This window comes from Pseudanabaena sp. PCC 9330, from assembly GCF_055795045.1.
This window is the reverse complement of record NZ_JAYFES010000115.1, coordinates 739,990-757,322: the sequence shown is the minus strand read 5'-3', so window position 1 is coordinate 757,322 and position 17,333 is coordinate 739,990. Positions and strand designations below refer to the sequence as shown.

At 57.8% G+C, this 17,333-nt stretch carries 18 protein-coding genes and 1 pseudogene; 7 read left to right on the top strand and 12 right to left on the bottom strand.

The genetic code is table 11. From position 1 onward, the window contains the following. Positions 1-46: 46 nt before the first annotated feature. Both AC0QKW_RS20650 and AC0QKW_RS20645 read right to left on the bottom strand, forming a co-directional pair. Positions 47-1,399 carry a GntP family permease gene (locus AC0QKW_RS20650; protein ID WP_473152969.1) on the bottom strand — a complete coding sequence of 451 codons (1,353 nt, stop codon included), beginning with the start codon at positions 1,397-1,399 and terminating at the stop codon, positions 47-49. 501 nt (positions 1,400-1,900) lie between these two features. Further along, entirely contained in the window at positions 1,901-3,307 is a 1,407-nt protein-coding gene (locus tag AC0QKW_RS20645) for an amidohydrolase family protein (RefSeq protein WP_473152968.1), read from the bottom strand. A 170-nt stretch (positions 3,308-3,477) separates the two neighbouring features. On the opposite strand from AC0QKW_RS20645, the gene AC0QKW_RS20640 reads away from it, so the two are divergent. Both AC0QKW_RS20640 and AC0QKW_RS20635 read left to right on the top strand, forming a co-directional pair. Then, positions 3,478-3,732 (top strand): CopG family ribbon-helix-helix protein, encoded by a 255-nt coding sequence (locus AC0QKW_RS20640; RefSeq protein ID WP_473152967.1) that lies wholly within the window; start codon positions 3,478-3,480, stop codon positions 3,730-3,732. A 6-nt stretch (positions 3,733-3,738) separates the two neighbouring features. Beyond that, positions 3,739-4,092 (top strand): type II toxin-antitoxin system PemK/MazF family toxin, encoded by a 354-nt coding sequence (locus AC0QKW_RS20635; RefSeq protein ID WP_473152966.1) that lies wholly within the window; start codon positions 3,739-3,741, stop codon positions 4,090-4,092. A 21-nt stretch (positions 4,093-4,113) separates the two neighbouring features. On the opposite strand, the gene AC0QKW_RS20630 is transcribed toward AC0QKW_RS20635, so the two are convergent. From AC0QKW_RS20630 to AC0QKW_RS20610, 5 genes are all read right to left on the bottom strand, one after another. After that, on the bottom strand, positions 4,114-5,145 hold the full coding sequence (locus AC0QKW_RS20630; RefSeq protein WP_473152965.1) for an aromatic ring-hydroxylating dioxygenase subunit alpha: 1,032 nt from the start codon (positions 5,143-5,145) through the stop codon (positions 4,114-4,116). A 73-nt stretch (positions 5,146-5,218) separates the two neighbouring features. Then, positions 5,219-6,286: an aromatic ring-hydroxylating dioxygenase subunit alpha gene (locus AC0QKW_RS20625; RefSeq protein ID WP_473152964.1), complete on the bottom strand. Its 1,068-nt coding sequence runs from the start codon at positions 6,284-6,286 to the stop codon at positions 5,219-5,221. Positions 6,287-6,459: 173 nt separating this feature from the next. Continuing rightward, the gene (locus AC0QKW_RS20620; protein WP_473152963.1) at positions 6,460-7,296 is read right to left on the bottom strand and encodes an ABC transporter permease; all 837 of its coding nucleotides are present in this window, start codon (positions 7,294-7,296) and stop codon (positions 6,460-6,462) included. Positions 7,297-7,455: 159 nt separating this feature from the next. Then, positions 7,456-8,226 carry an ABC transporter ATP-binding protein gene (locus AC0QKW_RS20615; RefSeq protein ID WP_473153016.1) on the bottom strand — a complete coding sequence of 257 codons (771 nt, stop codon included), beginning with the start codon at positions 8,224-8,226 and terminating at the stop codon, positions 7,456-7,458. A 276-nt stretch (positions 8,227-8,502) separates the two neighbouring features. After that, the gene (locus tag AC0QKW_RS20610; RefSeq protein WP_473152962.1) at positions 8,503-9,591 is read right to left on the bottom strand and encodes an ABC transporter substrate-binding protein; all 1,089 of its coding nucleotides are present in this window, start codon (positions 9,589-9,591) and stop codon (positions 8,503-8,505) included. A 256-nt stretch (positions 9,592-9,847) separates the two neighbouring features. Here AC0QKW_RS20610 and AC0QKW_RS20605 point away from each other — a divergent pair, with 256 nt between their 5' ends. Beyond that, positions 9,848-10,588: a GntR family transcriptional regulator gene (locus tag AC0QKW_RS20605; RefSeq protein WP_473152961.1), complete on the top strand. Its 741-nt coding sequence runs from the start codon at positions 9,848-9,850 to the stop codon at positions 10,586-10,588. A gap of 47 nt (positions 10,589-10,635) precedes the next feature. Further along, entirely contained in the window at positions 10,636-11,514 is an 879-nt protein-coding gene (locus tag AC0QKW_RS20600) for a glutamate--tRNA ligase family protein (protein ID WP_473152960.1), read from the top strand. A gap of 107 nt (positions 11,515-11,621) precedes the next feature. On the opposite strand, the gene AC0QKW_RS20595 is transcribed toward AC0QKW_RS20600, so the two are convergent. Continuing rightward, positions 11,622-12,329, bottom strand: coding sequence for a substrate-binding periplasmic protein (locus AC0QKW_RS20595; RefSeq protein ID WP_473152959.1), 708 nt, complete (start codon positions 12,327-12,329; stop codon positions 11,622-11,624). Between the two features lie 167 nt (positions 12,330-12,496). Between AC0QKW_RS20595 and AC0QKW_RS20590 the strand changes: the two genes are divergently transcribed. Together AC0QKW_RS20590 and AC0QKW_RS20585 are read left to right on the top strand one after the other, a co-directional pair. Beyond that, positions 12,497-12,934, top strand: coding sequence for a hypothetical protein (locus tag AC0QKW_RS20590; RefSeq protein WP_473152958.1), 438 nt, complete (start codon positions 12,497-12,499; stop codon positions 12,932-12,934). A gap of 119 nt (positions 12,935-13,053) precedes the next feature. After that, positions 13,054-13,290 (top strand): ferredoxin-thioredoxin reductase variable chain, encoded by a 237-nt coding sequence (locus AC0QKW_RS20585; RefSeq protein WP_473152957.1) that lies wholly within the window; start codon positions 13,054-13,056, stop codon positions 13,288-13,290. Here the strand turns inward: AC0QKW_RS20585 and AC0QKW_RS20580 are convergent. The 3 genes from AC0QKW_RS20580 to bchM form a co-directional block, all read right to left on the bottom strand. Further along, a complete protein-coding gene (locus tag AC0QKW_RS20580) occupies positions 13,285-13,551 on the bottom strand; it encodes a hypothetical protein (protein ID WP_473152956.1) in 267 nt (88 codons plus the stop codon). The two genes, AC0QKW_RS20585 and AC0QKW_RS20580, sit on opposite strands and share 6 nt — an antisense overlap. A 136-nt stretch (positions 13,552-13,687) precedes the next feature. After that, the gene (locus AC0QKW_RS20575) at positions 13,688-14,080 is read right to left on the bottom strand and encodes a DUF423 domain-containing protein (RefSeq protein ID WP_473152955.1); all 393 of its coding nucleotides are present in this window, start codon (positions 14,078-14,080) and stop codon (positions 13,688-13,690) included. Between the two features lie 81 nt (positions 14,081-14,161). Further along, the gene (gene bchM, locus AC0QKW_RS20570) at positions 14,162-14,848 is read right to left on the bottom strand and encodes a magnesium protoporphyrin IX methyltransferase (RefSeq protein ID WP_473152954.1); all 687 of its coding nucleotides are present in this window, start codon (positions 14,846-14,848) and stop codon (positions 14,162-14,164) included. Positions 14,849-15,011: 163 nt separating this feature from the next. Between bchM and purE the strand changes: the two genes are divergently transcribed. Next, a complete protein-coding gene (gene purE / locus AC0QKW_RS20565) occupies positions 15,012-15,560 on the top strand; it encodes a 5-(carboxyamino)imidazole ribonucleotide mutase (protein ID WP_473152953.1) in 549 nt (182 codons plus the stop codon). 145 nt (positions 15,561-15,705) lie between these two features. On the opposite strand, the pseudogene AC0QKW_RS20560 reads toward purE, so the two are convergent. Next, positions 15,706-17,208, bottom strand: a pseudogene (locus AC0QKW_RS20560) (NAD(P)H-quinone oxidoreductase subunit 4); the annotation flags it as partial. Between the last annotated feature and the right edge of the window lie 125 nt (positions 17,209-17,333).

The following is a 17,333-nucleotide window of genomic DNA, read 5'->3' as shown; positions in this document are numbered from 1 at the left end:
TTTTTGAATCGGAGATTTTGAACTCGGGTTTGGTATTGGACCTTCTTTAGAGGAACAGCCCCACGAGCAGCATAATCCCCAGGCCTACCAGGCCAACGATAGTTTCCATCACCGTCCAAGACTGGAGGGTCTGCTTCTCGGTCATACCTAAGAATTTGCCCACCAGCCAAAAGCCCGAGTCGTTAACGTGGGAGAGCACCGTGGCCCCGGAGGCGATCGCAATCACAATCGCCGCCACCATAGGGGCCGAATAGTTGGCCAGCTCCACCGCCGGGGCCACCAGGCCCGCCGCCGTCACCATCGACACCGTGGCCGAGCCCTGGCTGACCCGCACCACCGTGGCAATCAAAAACGCCAGCAGAATAATCGGCAAATTCGAAGCGGCCATTGCCCCCGCTAGGGCTTCTCCGACCCCGGTTTCAATCAGGGTGCGGCCAAACACGCCGCCTGCCCCAGTCACCAAGATGATCATACCGATGGGCTCAAACGACTTGGTGGCAATGCGCTGAATGTCGTTGCGGGTGTAGCCCCGCATCGTGCCCAAAAAGTAGAACGACAGCAGCGTCACAATGGTCAGGGCCGTGAACGGGTGGCCAATGAACGCCATCCAGTCGCGCACTGGGTTACCCTCGGGCAGCGTTACCCCCAACACGGTGTTGAGCAAAATCAGCACCAGGGGAATCGCTACTAGCGTTATCACCATCGTAAAGCTGGGCAAGTCTTTGAGGGGAACGCCCTGGGGCGGCGGGGCAGCCTCTTCCATCTCAGCGGGGACATTGAGGTGAATCTTGCCCGCAATTTTTTTGCCGAAGTAGACCCCGCCAATGGCCATGGCCGGAATACCCGCCACCAGACCCATGAGAATAACCCAGCCCAGGTCGGCCCCAATTAGCGAGGCCACCGCCACCGGCCCCGGCGTCGGCGGAATGAACGAGTGGCCCACCGCAATGCCCGCCACCAGAGGAATGGCGTAGTAAAGCAGCGATCGTCCCGTGCGCCGCCCCAGGCTATACACCAGCGGAATCGACAAAATCAGCGCCACATCAAAAAACACCGGAATGGCGATCACCAGACCGGCCAGGCCCAAGGCCCACTGGGCCTTGTCTTCGCCAAACTTTTTCACCAACGAGTTGGCGATCTGCTCGGCCCCGCCCGAGACCTGGAGCATTTCGCCAAACATCGCCCCCAGGGCAATCACAATGGCAATGTAGCCCAGGGTATTGCCCATGCCTGTCTGAATCACCCCGGCAATTTCGGCGGGGGGAATGCCGCCAATGACGGCGACAAAGAGACTCACCAGCAGCAGGGCCAAAAATGCCTGCAACCGCACCACAATGACCAAGAAAAGCAGTAAGGCAATACCCAGAACTGCAATAAACAATAATGAAAAAGTGGACATATTTAAAAATCCTAACTATCCAACGTCAAGACCCAAGCTCGCGCAGATTTTTAAGCCTTTACCATCGCATTCAGCCAAGAAAAAACACTACTTTTCTGCTGAAAGTCAATCAGCCAAAAGACAGATATTTTGCGCCTCGTGCCCCGCCCAGAGAGCTTTACAGCAGCTTCCAGATATTTCTCAAGAAAAGATTGAGCCGAAGCACTGCTCTAGAACTAAAGTCAATCTCCCATGAGCAGATCAAGACTTGCTTAACCCTATACACGGGCGAAAAAATATAATTGCTGCCTTTCGTAAGGCTTTACCACCTAATTTTTGCAGCTACTTTTACCATAAAAAGAAATGAGCATTAAATATTCATCTGATTTACAAAAGTAAACCAGCCTCGATAGGAATGGCGAGGTGTCGGGCATGAAAGAGGCATTTTGCCATCGTTTCATCTAGGCAAACCTAACTCGGCCCTTGCCCGTTGGCCTGATTTCCTCAGGGCGCAATTTATGGTTAGCGATTTAACATCACTTCTCGGTAATGGGGTTCGACGGGGTGGTGGGGTGAGACTGTCTGCTGAGCTGACTGAGGCTGGAGCCGCAACCTGTGGTTCAGGGCGGCGATGTCTACGGTGAGCACCCGTCCCTGATCGACCAGCTGTCGCCCCTGCACCCAGGCGGCTTCGACCACATCGGTGGGGCGTCCCAAAACCAGCAGTTGCAGCGGGTTGTTGCGGGGCAGCATTGAAGGATGGTTGAGGTTGTAGAGCACCAAGTCAGCGTCCATACCGGGGGAGAGGGTGCCAGTGCGATCGCCCAAATTCACCCCTTTAGCTCCGCCCGCAGCCGCCATCTCCACCGCCTGCTCGGGAGTCAGCCAGTTCTCGTAGTCCTGATCGGTGACCGTGTGCAAAATCGTGCCCAGCTTGATCGCGTCCAGCATGTTTTGGGCGTCGTTGCTGGCGGCCCCGTCGCAGCCGATCGCTACGTTTAGCCCTGCTTGCAGGCATTTGAGAATGGGAGCTAACCCGCTGCCGAGGCGCAGGTTGCTGACGGGGTTGTGGACGAGGGTGGATCCGGCATTGGCTAAGAGTTCAATGTCGGCGTCATCAATCCAGACCCCGTGGGCCATGGAGGTGCGGGGGGTAAGGCAGCCAAGAGTCTGTAGGTGCTGAACGGCGCTGATGCCGTAGCGCTCTTGGGCCAGGCGCTGCTGGGCGCGGGTTTCGAGCAGGTGGGTGTGGTAGCAGAGATCGTGGCGATCGCTCAGTTCTGCACAGCCCACCAGCAGTTCATCCGAACAGCGGTGAAACCCCGTCGGCCCCACACCGATATAAATGCCGCTGTCGGGGTCGTGGAATTCTGCAATGATTGCCTCCATCATCGCTAGCAGATGGGCCGCCGACCTTGGCAAGGTCGACTGGGGCAATAGGCACCCTTGCGGAAACCCAGCCGCAAAGGGCAAATCTTGAATCAGCGGCGCGATTACAGCGCGAATGCCCACGGCTTTGTAGCCCTGCACCAGGGCATCCACCGTCTCCAATTCCTGCCCTGGAATCACATAGGCGTGATCCATCAGGCAGGTGCCGCCGGAGAGCAGAGTATCCACTGCCGTGCTGACTGCGCCCCAGTAAAACTGGTCGAGCTGTCGGGGGGTAGAGTCGAACACGTTAGCCAGCCACAGTTCTAACGGTAGCTGGGGAATTAGCCCCCGCTGCCACACCTGGGAGGAGTGGGTGTGGCCGTTGACAAAACCCGGCAGCAGCAGCTTGTCCTGGCCCGAAATCACCCGCTGGTGGGGGGCGACGGGCAGGGTGTGGGCGGGGGCGACGGTGTGGATGCGATCGCCCACCAGCAGCACATCCACCGATTCAAGGGTGCCGTTTTGCAGAGCGAGGACGGACTGGATGATGGTTTGCATAGGAATTTTAGATTTTGGCGGGTTGAGAATATGGGTGGCTGGGACTTCGCTAGCTTGGCAATGAATTGCTAGGCTGGCAGCGAAAGATCTCTGGCCAGGACAGGTGCTTTTGTGAGTCGCGGTATGATCAGGAGTAATATGCTTGCTCCATACTCGGTTGGACATAATCAATGGCCACTATGTCGAATAAGCGACGGGTGTCGGTCACTCTGGATGCTGAGCTTTTAGCTGAAATCGATCGCCTCTCGGACAACCGCTCAGCAGCGATTGAGGAAGCGCTGAGGCTTTGGCGTAATCAAAAAATTGATGACCAGCTGCGGCAGTTTTACCAATCGCGCGGCCAAGCTGATTTAGATCAAGAGGAAGCATGGGCAGAGTTTGCGCAGCAACAGTTTGAAGAAACCATAGAGAATGGGGAGCTCTAGGGGATTGTGGCAGCTTACCCACTCCAGGGGGAGATTTACTTGGTCAGAGCTCTGCGCAGTCTGGGAGATAGCAAAAAGCGCCCAGTAGTTGTGGTGTCGATCAACCTTCGCAATGAGTTCAGCCAAACAGTTTTGGTGGTTCCCTTTACCAGCGACCTGGGCAGTGGTGAGACACCGACGCGCATTTTGGTCAAAGCTGGGGAGGGTGGGTTGCAGGCAGATTCTCTAGCAATCTGCGATAACATTTTGGCCGTGAGCAAAAGCTATCTGGAGCAAGGGCCGTACGGCAGGGTCAACTCGCGATCGCTACAGCATATTCAGCAGGGTATTCAACTTGCCATCGGCATCTACCCCGGCTAGGGCAGGCAATGCTCACCAGCGCTACACCTCCGCCAAAACCCGCCCATTCTCCTGAACCAACTCATAGGTCTTAATCAGCGCGGCGAGCTGTCGGCGCATGATGATGCCCGGCTGATCCGACGGCATGTGTTGCTCACAGGACACGTCCACCGGGGTGTCGTAGTCGGTCGATTCGAGCACTAGCTTGTCTTCGTTGACCACCTGGCGATCGAAGGCGATGATCGCCTCGGCGCTGGCCTCAGCCTCGCTGTCGTTGCGAATGCAGAACTGCACGATCTGGGAGATGCGATCGCTCACTGGAGTCGCCGCCGTAAAGATCAAGTGCATCAGCCCGTTGGGATAGGTAATCTTCAGCGTGCGGCTAAAGGGCACGTACCAGGTCGATTCCACCTCCCGCATGGTCAGGCTGTCGGGAATGTTGAGAATCTGCTGCTGGATTGGCGGGTTGACCACGGGCACGGTGGCGTAGGCCTTGAGGCCCAGCTCCAGGGGCACCAGCTCTGATCTGACGGGCTTGGGCTGCTCGGTCACGCCAAAAGATTCGGCATGGACGATGCTGAAGTGGGCGTTGTCGAAGGAATTTTCCATCACCCGCAGGCCGCTGCACTGCCAGGGTTCGTAGAACTGGGGAATCAGCCGATTGTTGGGCTCGTCTGCCTCAGGGATCTCCGGCAGAGGCAGCAAGGGATCGTCGGCCAGGCAGACCCAGGCGTAGCCGTAGCGCTCAGCACAGTGGAAGGCATCGACCCGGTAGGTGTTGGGAATTGCCGCGCCGGATTCGAGCTGGGGCACTTTCGCACAGGCCCCAGTTTCATCATATTCCCAGCCGTGGTAGGGGCAGCGCACACAGCCGTTTTGCACCATGCCCATGGAGAGCTTGGCAGAGCGGTGACAGCAGCGATCGCGCAATGCAGCCGGTTTCCCTGCCGCCGTTAGCCACAGCACCAGGGGTTCCCCCAGCAGCGTGAAAGATTGGGGGCCATCGCTGAGGTCGGCGATGGGGATGACCGGATACCAAAAGCGTCGCAAGACAGGATGTTGGGTGACAAGCATAGGTGGTCTCGGGGTGGATGGGTGAAGGGATAGGAGTAGGGTGCATTGCTTCGCTTCGCTACACGAATGCACCCTACGGGGTGGTGGCTGCTGCCAATGGTTTAGCAGGCACGATCGCCGTCCTGGCTCGCCTCTGCTCCACTTCGCCGTGTTCTTTTAGCAGTTTGGCCAAGCGGTGGCGCATGAGAATACCGGGGCGATCGCTCGCCATGTGCTGTTCCTCAGCCAGACTCAGGGGTGCATCGTAGTCGGTGCCTTCGAGAATGACGCGGTCTTCACTGGTCACCTGGCGATCGAAGGCGATGATGTCTGCCGCCTTGGCCTCGGCCTCGGTGTCATTTCGCAGGCAAAACTGCACCACCTGGGAATTTTGGTCATCAATCGGGGTGTAGGCGGTAAAAATCAGGTGTTCTAGACCGTTGGGATACTGAATTTTGAGCGTGCGGGCAAAGGGCATATACCAGGTGCGGGTATTGGTGCGAATGGTTTTTTCTTCGGCGATGCCCAGGTTTTTCTTTTGCAGGTCGGGGTTGAGCACCTCTAGCCAGTGCTTCATCACAAAGCCAAAGTCGGTTTCGGTGACGTCATCGATCGGCGGCGGCTGAGGGTTCGACATATCGCCCCAAGAGCTAGCGTGAACAAAGTGCCCGTGGGCGCTGTCGAAGGAGTTTTCGATCGCCCGCAGCCCCCCAACTTTCCAGGGTTCATAAAATTCGTGAATGAACCGAAAGTTGGCATCGGCAAATTCAGGAATCTCGGGAATCGGCTGAAGGGGATTTTCATCCAGACAGATCCACACATAGCCGTAGCGCTCGACGCAGTGGAAGGCATCGATCCGGTAGGTTTTGGGAATCGCCGCGCCCGCGTCGAGCTGGGGCACATCGACGCAGGTGCCGCTGGCGTCGTACTGCCAGCCGTGGTAGGGGCAGCGCACGCAGCCGTCTTTGACAATACCCTTCGAGAGCTGGGCAGAACGGTGACAGCAGCGATCGCGCAGGGCGGCGGGCTTGCCATCACCATCGATCCACAGCACCAGAGGTTCTTCGAGCAGGGTGAAGGATTGCGGGCCGTTAAGCAGATTATCCAGAGGAATGACGGGGTACCAAAAGCGCCGCAGCACGGGCTGTTGAGTGGTGAGCATGGGGATTTCTCCAATTAAGGGCAAAAGGTGGAGGTGGTAGGGTGCATTCGCGCTAGCAATGCACCGATGAAGGTTTTTGTACATCAAGAATTTCGTCGCCATTATGTTGACGGAATCCTTTTTGCAAAAGCTTTGGTGCATTGCTTCGCGAATGCACCCTACAAGAAATCGGGCTAGTTCTCGTGGGTCATGGCGCTGGCGTGCCAATCTTTGAGCAAATAGTTCGACAGGGCTGAGAGGGCGGCGAAGATGGCAATCCCCGACACCGTGATCAGCAGCAGTGCCGCAAACATACGAGGAATTTGCAGGTTGTAGCCCGCCATCAAGATCTGGTAGGCCAGTCCTGATTGAGCACCGCCAGTACCGGCGACAAATTCTGCGACTACGGCTCCAATCAGCGCGAGGCCACCGCTAATTCTTAAACCTGCTAAGAAGTAGGGCAGGCTGGTGGGCAGGCGCAGGTGCCACAGGGTTTGCCAGCGGCTGGCCTTGTTGAGCTTAAACAGGTTTACCAGCGAGGGGTCGGTGCTGTTTAGCCCCAGCACAGTGTTCGACACGATGGGGAAGAAGGCGACAATCCAGGCGCAGACCACCAGGGCGGCGAAGGTGTTGCTCTTCAGCCAGATGATGATCAGCGGAGCAACGGCGACGATGGGCGTGGTTTGCAGCAGCACCGCGTAGGGAAAGAAGCTGCGCTCGATCCACTTACTCTGGGCAAAGAGGATCGCGACAAAGAGGCCCGACAGGGTGGCGGCGACCAGTGCAGTGAAGGCGATCTTCATGGTCACAAACCAGGAAGGAATCAGCGTCGGCCAGTCTGTTGCCAGGGTTTGCAGAATCAGGATAGGGCCGGGCAGGATGTAGGCGGGAGTATTGGTGAAGCGGACGGCCAGTTCCCAGGCGGTGAGCAAAACGAGACCGACGATGACGGGAGCGAGCACGTCGGGGGAGAGGAGCGCCTTCAGCCACCGGGGCTGCGTTTGGGGCTGTTCTAGGGCGGGAGAGAGCATGGGGGTTAACAATTTTGGATGGAGGATTTTGGATTGCCAGAACCCGGTTTTTAATCAAAAGGCCAGGTGTAGGCTGGGTGAAGCGCTAGCGGAACCCAGCAGAGGGGTTGGGTGCGTTGGGTTCCACTCCGTTCCACCCAACCTACGCTTGAGAAATCGCTAAAGCGCCAGGGCCAACGACTCGCCCATGGCCTCAGACAGGCTGTGGGAGACATCGCGGCAGTAGCGGTTGAACTGGGCGGAGGTGCGGTAGTCGGGTTCGCGCGGGTGGGGGCTGTCGATCGCAATCTCCGCCACCACCCGCCCTGGCTTCGAGGCCATTACCACCACCCGGTGAGCCAGGTACACCGCCTCATAAATGCTGTGGGTGACAAACAGAATCGTCAGATTACGCCGATGCTGAAGCTGGAGCAGATCCTGGTTGAGCTTGCCGCGAGTCATCTCATCTAGAGCCCCAAAGGGTTCATCCATCAGCAGCACGCTGGGGCAGGTGACCAGGGCGCGGGCGATCGAGGCCCGCATTTTCATGCCGCCAGAGAGTTCGCGGGGGTAAACCCGCTCAAAGCCTTGCAGACCGACTTGGGCGATCGCATCTGACACCAGCTCCAGCGCCTCGCGCTTGGGCACTCCCGCCAGCTTCAGCGGCAGGCGAATGTTGTCGATCACCGTGGCCCAGGGCATTAGCGCCGCCTCTTGAAAGACGTAGGCCAGCTTGTGGTCGTCGCTGTTTTGCCAGGTCATGCGCCCGGTGGTCAGGTCGCCCAGTTCGGAAATAATTCGCAGTACGGTGCTCTTGCCGCAGCCCGATGGCCCCACCAGGCTGGTGATTGTCCCCGGCTCGACGGCCAGGTTAAAGTCTTGCAGGGCCACCGTGCCGTTGGCGTAGGTTTTGCCCACATGCTCCAGGGTGAGGATGGGTTGGGTCTGCATGGCGATCGCATTGGGTAACGTTGAAACAATCATCGGCCAAACCTCCGGCCTGGAGGGTCGTAGGTGAACAATTCGATAACGGGCGAGCTAACCCACCCCTCCGAGGAGGGGATTTAGCCTCCCCGTCCCCTCCTCGGAGGGGTGCCCGCAGGGCGGGGTGGGTCACGAGGACTGGGCTGACCCACCCCTACCCCTCAGAGGAGGGGATTTAGCCCCCATTCCTCCTCGGAAGGATGCCCATTCGCGAAGCGTTTCGGAGAAAAGGGCGGGGTGGGTCTAAGCCTGGTATGCCTCTGGCCCCTTATTCACAAAGTCGAGGGAATAGGCCTGCTTGTAGTCAACCGAAGCATCAAACGCCCCCAGGTCAGACATCACCGTGAAAATTTCTTCCCAGCGCGCATCGGTCATCGCGCCAATGCCCTGGGTTTCGGCATCGCCGCTGAGAATGATGCCGTACTCCGCCATTTTCTCTAGGCCAAAGGCGATCTGCTCATCGGTCATCTCGGGGTTGTCTTGTTTAATCAGCTCGTTCCCCGGCGCAGGATTTTCCAAATAGCTATACCAGCCTTTGATCGAGGCATCCACAAACCGCTGCACCAGGTCGGGGTTGCTCTCCATGATTTCGCGGCGAGTTTCGATGGTGGTGGTGTAGTTGGGATAGCCATGGTCGGCCATGAGCAAAATTACTGGGTCAAAGCCCCCCTCCCGATTTACCGCGAAGGGTTCAGACGTAATGTAGCCCTGCTGTACCAGGTTTTTATCGGCGACAAACGGCCCCACGTTAAAGGTGTAAACCCCCATCTGGTCATCACTCAGATCGTACTTAGCCTTTAAAAACGGCCAAAAAGTGGTGTGAGCAGCGGTGGACATCAAAATCGTCTTGCCCTGCAGATCTTCAAAAGCATCTATCCCAACCCCAGGGTGCGCCATCAGCGCCTGAGGATCTTTTTGGAAGATAGCGGCCACCGTCACCTTAGGCAAACCCTCTTTAATGCCGTTAATCGCATCAATGGCATAGCCCATGTTGAAATCGATCGCACCCGCCATCAACAGCTGGTTGCCGTTGACTTGGGGGCCACCCATGCGAATGGTGACATCAAGGCCGTGCTCTTCGTAGATACCGGTGGCTACCGCCTGGTAAAAGCCGCCGTGCTCAGCCTGGGCAAACCAGCTGGTGCCAAAGGTGACTTTGTCTAGCTCGCCAGGGGCCGCGCCCGTCGAAGTATCTGTCGGCGCAGTGGTGGTTGACGTGCCGCCCCCGCAGGCCGCCAGCACCCCGGTGCCTAGAGCCAACGAGCCATAGCGCAGAAAGCGGCGGCGGTTGAGTGCGATCGCAAAAGACTCAGCATGACGCAAAAATGACATAGCAAAAGGCCCAATTTAATAGAAAGAACACAACAGTTAGACAGAACAGGGGCCAACCATCACTCCCCCAAGAAATCCTTTTAGCTTAGTATCCAGAACCCAATGGGTTGCGTATACTAGACATACAACAATGAATGCCCCAGAAAATTTAACCCTGAATTCAACGTTGTATACAAGAGACGTTAGTGGCTTTGCCTAGGCGCTTCTGTGTTTTCAGGCACAGTTTTTATTTCATCTTGACAGTTGGAGTGCGATCGTGGCCAAAGCAGGTTCCCAGGCTCCCCAAACCCAGGCCGCCCCAGCAGCCAACCCCCAGGCCAGTAAAGCCCGCAAGCCCTCCGGCAGCAGCGTCGATCGCATCTACGAGCAGCTCAAACAGATGGCGATGACCTACAAGTTTCGCCCCGGCGAGCCGCTCAATGAAGTAGAGCTAGCGGCCTCCTTTGGGGTCAGCCGCACGCCCCTGAGAGAAGTGCTAAACCGCCTGGTGGCCGAGGGCCTGCTCGACTTTGTGCCGCGCAAGGGCTTCTCCTGCAAACCGCTAGATACCAAGCGCGTGTTTGCCCTCTACGAAGTGCGCTGCGGCCTGGAGATGATGAGCGCCAAACTGGCCACTGAGCGCGCCAGCGACGACGAAATCGACGCCCTGATCCAGTTTTGGCAGACTGCCAGCGAAAATTTTTGCACCCTGTCGCCGGTCGACTGTGCCCGCTGCGACGAAACCTTTCACGAGCGCCTGGCGGAGCTGTCGCAAAATAGCGAGCTGCTGCACATGCTGCAAAACGTCAACGCCCGCGCCCACTACCTGCGGCTGATCTCCATGGAGCAAGAGCCCTACCGCCGCAACACCTGCGCCGAGCACCAGCTAATTCTCAATGCCGTTCAGAACCGCAATGTGGAGGCCGCAGTGAACTGCATGTCGGCCCACGTCAGCCTGCGCCAAGAGCAGCTGGTGGAAGTGATCAAAGAAGGCGTGGCGCGCTTATATATGAGTTGATACGAGTTGAGCCGCACCCACGCTCCCATGGCTGACTGATTGTTTCTATGGCTGACTCTACACCGGTACCCCTACACTACCGGGGGCGGCTGGCCCCTACGCCCACCGGGCACCTGCACCTGGGCCATGCCAAGACTTTTTGGACGGCCCAGATGCGATCGCAGCAGCACCACGGTACCTTGATTCTCCGCATTGAAGACCTCGATCGCGATCGCTGCCAGCCCCAGTACGCCGCCGATCTGCTCGAAGACCTGGCCTGGTTTGGCCTGCGCTGGCAGGAGGGGCCAGACGTGGGCGGCGAGTATGGGCCGTATACCCAGAGCGATCGCCAGCCCCTGTACCGACAAATCTGGCAGCAGCTTAACGAGGCCGGGGCCATCTACCCCAGCCCCCACTCCCGGCGCGATGTGGCCCAGGCGCTCAGTGCGCCCCACGAGGGCGATCGCGAGGTAATCTTTCCTCCCCAGCTACGCCCCACCACCTGGAAACCCGTCAATGAGCCTGGCGCAGTAAACTGGCGCTTGCGGGTGCCCGATGGCGAAACCATTGCGTTCATCGACCAAAATTTGGGGCCGCAGACCTTCACCGCAGGCCAAGATTTTGGCGACTTCATCGTCTGGCGACGGGATGGATTTCCCAGCTATGAGTTGGCGGTGGTGGCTGACGACCACACCATGGCCATTACCGAGGTGGTGCGGGGCGCAGATCTACTACTCTCTGCCGCCAAGCAAATTTTGCTCTACCGCGCCCTGGGATGGGAGGTGCCCCAGTTCTACCACTGTCCGCTGGTGCGTGACGAGACCGGTAGGCGGCTGGCCAAGCGAGATGGGGCGCGCAGTCTGCGATCGCTGCGACACCAGGGCATGGCCCCAGACATTCTGTGCTCAACCTGGGAGAGACCTTGCCCCGACCACGCCAAAGGGTAGCGCCATACGCTCAGGCCCACTGCGGCCATGACCAGCAGGGTTACGCCTTCTCTCGGCCCATGGATCTAGAAGCAGCTACGACCTTGATCACCCAGCCTCTAGCACACCTAAAACGGAAACGGCTTGTAAGGAATCCATTGAGCCCACAGCTTGGCCAGAGTGCCATTCACAATCAGCTGGTTGAGGGCGTGGTTGAGGGCTTCGAGCAGTTCGCGGTTGCCGGGCAAGACCCCAATGCCAAAGGGATGCTGGGTCGGCAGCTGAAAAGCTACCCGCAGATGTTTGCTGTCAGCCTCGGCGGTCATCAACATCAGGGCATCGCCCACCAGGGCATCGATGGTGCTATCTGACAGAGACGTCATTAGGGTAGCCAGGGTTTGGTCTGGCCCGGTAAAAGCCACCCACTCCAGGTCGGGGAGTGCCTCGGTCAGAGCTAAGGGGGTGCTGCCCGCCAGTGCCCCCAGGCGCTTGCCCGCCAGGTCGGCGGCGGCGTAGATGGGGCTCTCTTCACGCACTAGCACCGCCTCATCAAAGCGCCCATAGGGCCGGGTAAAGTCGGCCCAAGCGCGGCGATCTTGGGTGATGGCCTGGCTAAACCACACCACGTCGTAATCGCCGGTGCTGAGGGTGGGGTAAAACTGCTCTGGGGCAATATCAAACCACACCGGGTCTAGCCCCAGCACCTCCCCCACCGCCCGAGCCACAGCGGGTTCGTAGCCAAAACGCTCACCCCCTTGCACAAAGCTCATGGGCCGAGCGTCAAAGTCGCTAGCGATGATTGACAGCTGCCCTGGGCAAACGGTGGTGAAATCCATATCTACACAAAAGACTGTAGGGCTATTGTGACACCAAACTTGGCATCCCCATGGGGGCTAAATCCCCCCAACCACAGAGAACTCAAGCGTCACCCATTCTGCCCTTGAAATCATCGGCCATTCTGTGGAATGGTAAAGGCAGTATTACGAGACTATACGAGAGCGGCATGACTGTTGGTAACCCTGCAACCGATCCGGCCTTTGCCCCCCTACACGAGCTGCGATCGCTGCTGCTCAAGGCCCACAAAATTTTGATGGATGCTGAAAAAGACCGCTACGAAGCCAGCCACGGCCCTATCGCCCACAAGGGTGACTACCTGCGTCTGGTGCTCAGCCACGAGCAGTTTAGCTGGCTACGACCCATTTCTCAGCTGATTGTGCAGATGGATGAGGTGCTGATGGCCAAGCAGCCCCAGCCCCTCGATCGCGCCCCTGAGCTGCGCGACCAGGCACGGCATTTGCTCTACGACAGCGAAATTGGCCAGGCCTTTCAAGAACGCACCGAGGCCGTCGCTCCCCAGCATCCTGACTTGGCTGCCATGGCCCAGCGCATCGCCCACCTGACCCAGCCCGATGCCCCACCCCAAAGCACCAACCCCGCCTAATCTACCAGCGTTGACCTGGAGCACCGGGGCCATCCTGTGCAAAGATAATAGGGTTGTAACCAAGTTTTCCACCTGGGTGCCAGGCGCTAGGGAGGATTGAACAAGAGCGAGTGTGTGCTATGAACGTTGGCGATCGCGTCCGAGTCAAAGAATCTGTTACCTTCTACCACCACCCGCTACACCGCAACGAAGCCTTCGAGGCCAAGGGCTTGGAGGGGGTTGTTGTGAATATTTTGACCGACTATAAAGGTCGCCCAATCAGCCCTAACTTTCCTGTACAGGTCGAGTTTGCCGTTGAAGGGGCTAAGCGACCCATGCGTGCCCACCTCAAGCAAGGTGAGCTAGAGGCTCTATAGTTCTAGCTTGTTTTTAAGACGGTCTTGCCCCATCAGTTGAGCCGACTCTGCAACCGGGCGGCGGCTCAACCAACCCAGTAGATTTAGCTCCGATCGCATGCGGGCAAAATCTTGTCGGTTTTCAGCGGCTACCTGGTAATACCACTGGCAATAGGCTTCTACCTGAGCCCGATGTTCCAGCTCTAGACGAAATGCCTGGGCTGCTTGGTGCAGCTCTAGATATTCAATGATTTCTGACGAGGTGGCCTGTGAGCGTGGCAACAGGTACTCAAACATAACAGCCCAGCAAAACACAAAGGCATCATAACCTGTCACTTCTAGCAGACAGGGCCAACTGGGAAACAGAACCGAGGGAAATACCAGTTCATTCTCTGTAGCCTAAACCGGCCAGCCAGGTCTAGGCTTCTCCGTGCCCTACCAAAGCGGCTACTGCTACGCAGCCCCAGCCCAACATCAGCGCCGCACCGCCCAGGGGTGCCACCGCCCCCAATATGTTTTGCCCGGTCAGGGCCAGGGCGTAGAGGCTACCCGAAAACACCGCGACTCCGGCCACAAAAGCCCACCCCGCCGTCGTGAGCAGCGCCGGTGCCCCCAGCCCCTGACTGCGAATTACCACCACCAGCAGCAGCGCCAAGGCGTGATACATCTGGTAGCGAGCACCCGTCTCAAAAATGGCCAGCAGGCGATCGCTGAGCTGAGCCTTGAGAGCGTGGGTTGCAAAGGCCCCAGCGGCCACTGCAGTGCCGCCCAACAGCGCTGCGATCGCTATAAAAACTTGCTCTATCCCCATGGTCATCCATTGCGCTGTTACTGCAATATCCCCGGTCAAACCCTGGGGCCACCCCGGGCTGACCCCAACTATTTCGCCAAGCTAATCTCTAACCGCTTCTAGCATGCGCGAGAAGTAAAACTGAGTTTTCGTCATCGCCCGCCGCTCGATGCGCCAGCCATCGGCCTCCAGCGCTTTGACAATGTCAGCTTCCCGGTGCAGGTAGGCGCGGGTCGTTTTGCTAGGGCCAGGAAAAAACTCACCGACCTTTTTCAGGGCGCTGTAAAACACCGTCTTAGGGGCAAAGCTCATAATCAGCCGCGACTCCGCCAGAGAGCTCAGGTGACTGATCATGCCCTGCACCTGGTCTTGGGGATAGTGAATCAGCACATCTAGACAAATCACCGTGTGGTAGCGCCCCGACAAATGCTCCAGGTCTTTGACCTCAAAGGTGGGCAAGTTTTTGCCCTCTAGGGCAACCTCGGCTCGGCGATGGGCCTCTTCGACCATCTTGGCAGAGATATCACTGGCATAGACCTTAGCCCCTGCTTGCGCAAGGGGAATGGTCAGACTGCCAACCCCACAGCCCGCGTCGCAGCAGGTCAGCCCAGCCAGGTTGCCATCGGCCTCTAGCCAGCCCAGCAGGGTGTCAACCGTGCGCTGGTGCCCCTTACGAATGTCGAGTTGCACCTTGTTGACCTCGCCATCGCCGTAGATGCGCTGCCAGCGGTCAAACCCCGTGGCATTGAAATACTCGCGAACTACGGTCTTGTCGTCAGTGGCAGTCATGGTCAGGTGCTTAGCTTTGCTAACTTCTGTAAAATTCTATGATGTTTTGCTGCGCCAAACCCACCCGCAACGAAACTCAATCTTTCCTTGCTAGAGGCAACGACCCCCACCGAAGCCTGCGGGTGGCATGATGGGAAAGCAAAATCTAGCGGTGGTTGAGGCTATGACCCTCTCTGACAGTGGCCCTGAAGTCGGCATCATCATGGGCAGCGACTCTGACCTGCCCACTATGGCGGCGGCGATCGAAGTTTGCAGCGAGTTTGGTATTGCCCACGAGGTGGCCATCGTGTCGGCCCACCGCACCCCCGAACGCATGGTGACCTATGCCCAAACTGCCCGCGATCGCGGCCTTAAGGTAATCATTGCTGGCGCAGGAGGGGCAGCCCATCTGCCCGGCATGGTCGCCGCCCTCACCCCCCTGCCGGTGATCGGCGTGCCCGTGGTGAGCAAAACCATGCAGGGGCTCGACTCGCTTTACTCGATTGTGCAAATGCCAGCGGGTATTCCGGTCGCCACTGTGGCCATTGGCAATGCCAAAAATGCCGGACTGCTGGCAGTACAGATATTAGCCACCGATCGCCCCGTCCTCCTCGATCGCATTGCCCAGTACCGCAAAGATCTAAACCAGGCCGTCTTGGCTAAACAAGAGGAGCTAGAGCGCCTCGGTCCCCAGGTCTATCTGCAAAACATGACCATCCCTGCTCACAAATGACAAAACGCACAGGTCAAAAGATGACTTGTACGTTCTGTCGTGGCAAACTAACCCCGATTTACTGGCTCACCGACGGAGCTTTGAGCACCGGTAGGGCGGCGATCGGGGCTGAGCCTTCGGTTACCGCTTCGCTAGCGATAAACACATCCCCCAGCCGCGCTGTCAGCTTTTGAGTGGTAGCGTCGTAAATCTGGGTCAACATCTTGGGGTAGAAACCAAAGCCGATAATCGGCACGAGCAGGCAGGCGATGATAAACACCTCGCGGGGTTCGGCATCGGCTAGCACCTCGTTTTCGATCAGTTCTTTGTTTTCAGGGCCGTAGAAAATCTCCCGCAGCATCGACAACAGATAGATCGGAGTAAGAATTACGCCGATCGCCATGAAGATGACCGTAATCAGCCTAAAGGTAAAACTGTAGGCATCGCTGGTGGCAAAGCCCACAAACACCATCAACTCGGCCACAAAACCACTCATGCCTGGCAGCGCCAGCGACGCCAGCGAGCAGGCAGTGAACATGGCAAAGATCCTCGGCATCTTTTTGCCCACACCACCCATCTCATCCAAAATCAGTGTGTGAGTGCGATCGTAGGTGGCCCCCACCAAAAAGAACAGGCTAGCCCCAATCAACCCGTGGGAGATCATTTGCAGCACCGCGCCGCTCAGCCCCAAGTTGGTAAACGAAGCAATCCCAATCAACACAAAACCCATGTGGGAGATCGACGAGTAGGCAATCTTGCGCTTGAGATTGCGCTGGGCAAAGGAAGTCAGTGCCGCATAAACAATATTCACGCAGCCCAAGATAACCAGAATCGGCGCAAAGTAGGTGTGGGCGTCGGGCAGCATGCCCAAATTCATGCGAACTAGCGCATAGCCGCCCATTTTGAGCAGAATGCCCGCCAGCAACATGTGTACCGGGGCCGTGGCCTCGCCATGGGCATCGGGCAGCCAGGTGTGCAGCGGAATAATCGGCAGTTTGACGGCGTAGGCAATCAAAAACGCACCGTACAGCAACAGCTGCAGCCGTAGCGGATAAACCTTCTCCGCCAGCGCTCGCATGTCAAAGGTGATGGTGTCGCCGTAGAAGGCCATTGCCAACGCCGCCACCAAAATAAACAGCGACCCACCCGCCGTGTAGAGAATAAACTTGGTCGCCGCGTAGAGCCGCTTCTTGCCACCCCAGATCGACAGCAACAGATACACCGGAATCAGCTCTAATTCCCAAAACAGGAAGAACAGCAGCATATCCTGTACGGCAAACACGCCGATCTGGCCACTATACATGGCCAGCAGCAAAAAATAGAAAAACTTCGGCTTTAGCGTTACCGGCCAGGCTGCCAGGGCCGCCAGGGTGGTGATGAACCCGGTCAGCAGCACCAGCGGCATTGACAGACCATCGACCCCCAGCGACCACTTGAGATCGAGCTGCGGCACCCAGGTGTAGCTCTCGACTAGTTGTAGGCCAGGATTGCTGAAGTCGTAGTTGAGGTAAAAGGCCGCCACAATCAGCACAAAGTCGATCAGCCCCACCGACAGGGCATACCAGCGCACCGTCTTGCCGTTGTCGTCGGGCAGAAACGGTATGGCTATGCAGGCCACCAGCGGCAGCAGCGTAACGGTAGTCAGCCAGGGAAAAGTCGCGAGGTCCATATCGTCGTTTCTCGTCGCGTTCTGCTAGAAGGGCAGGATATTGGGGCAATTGAGACGGTGGTGAGTAGGCAGGGGTGGGAACGCTGGCAGGTTAACAAGTTAGAGCCTGCTAACCTAACAACCTT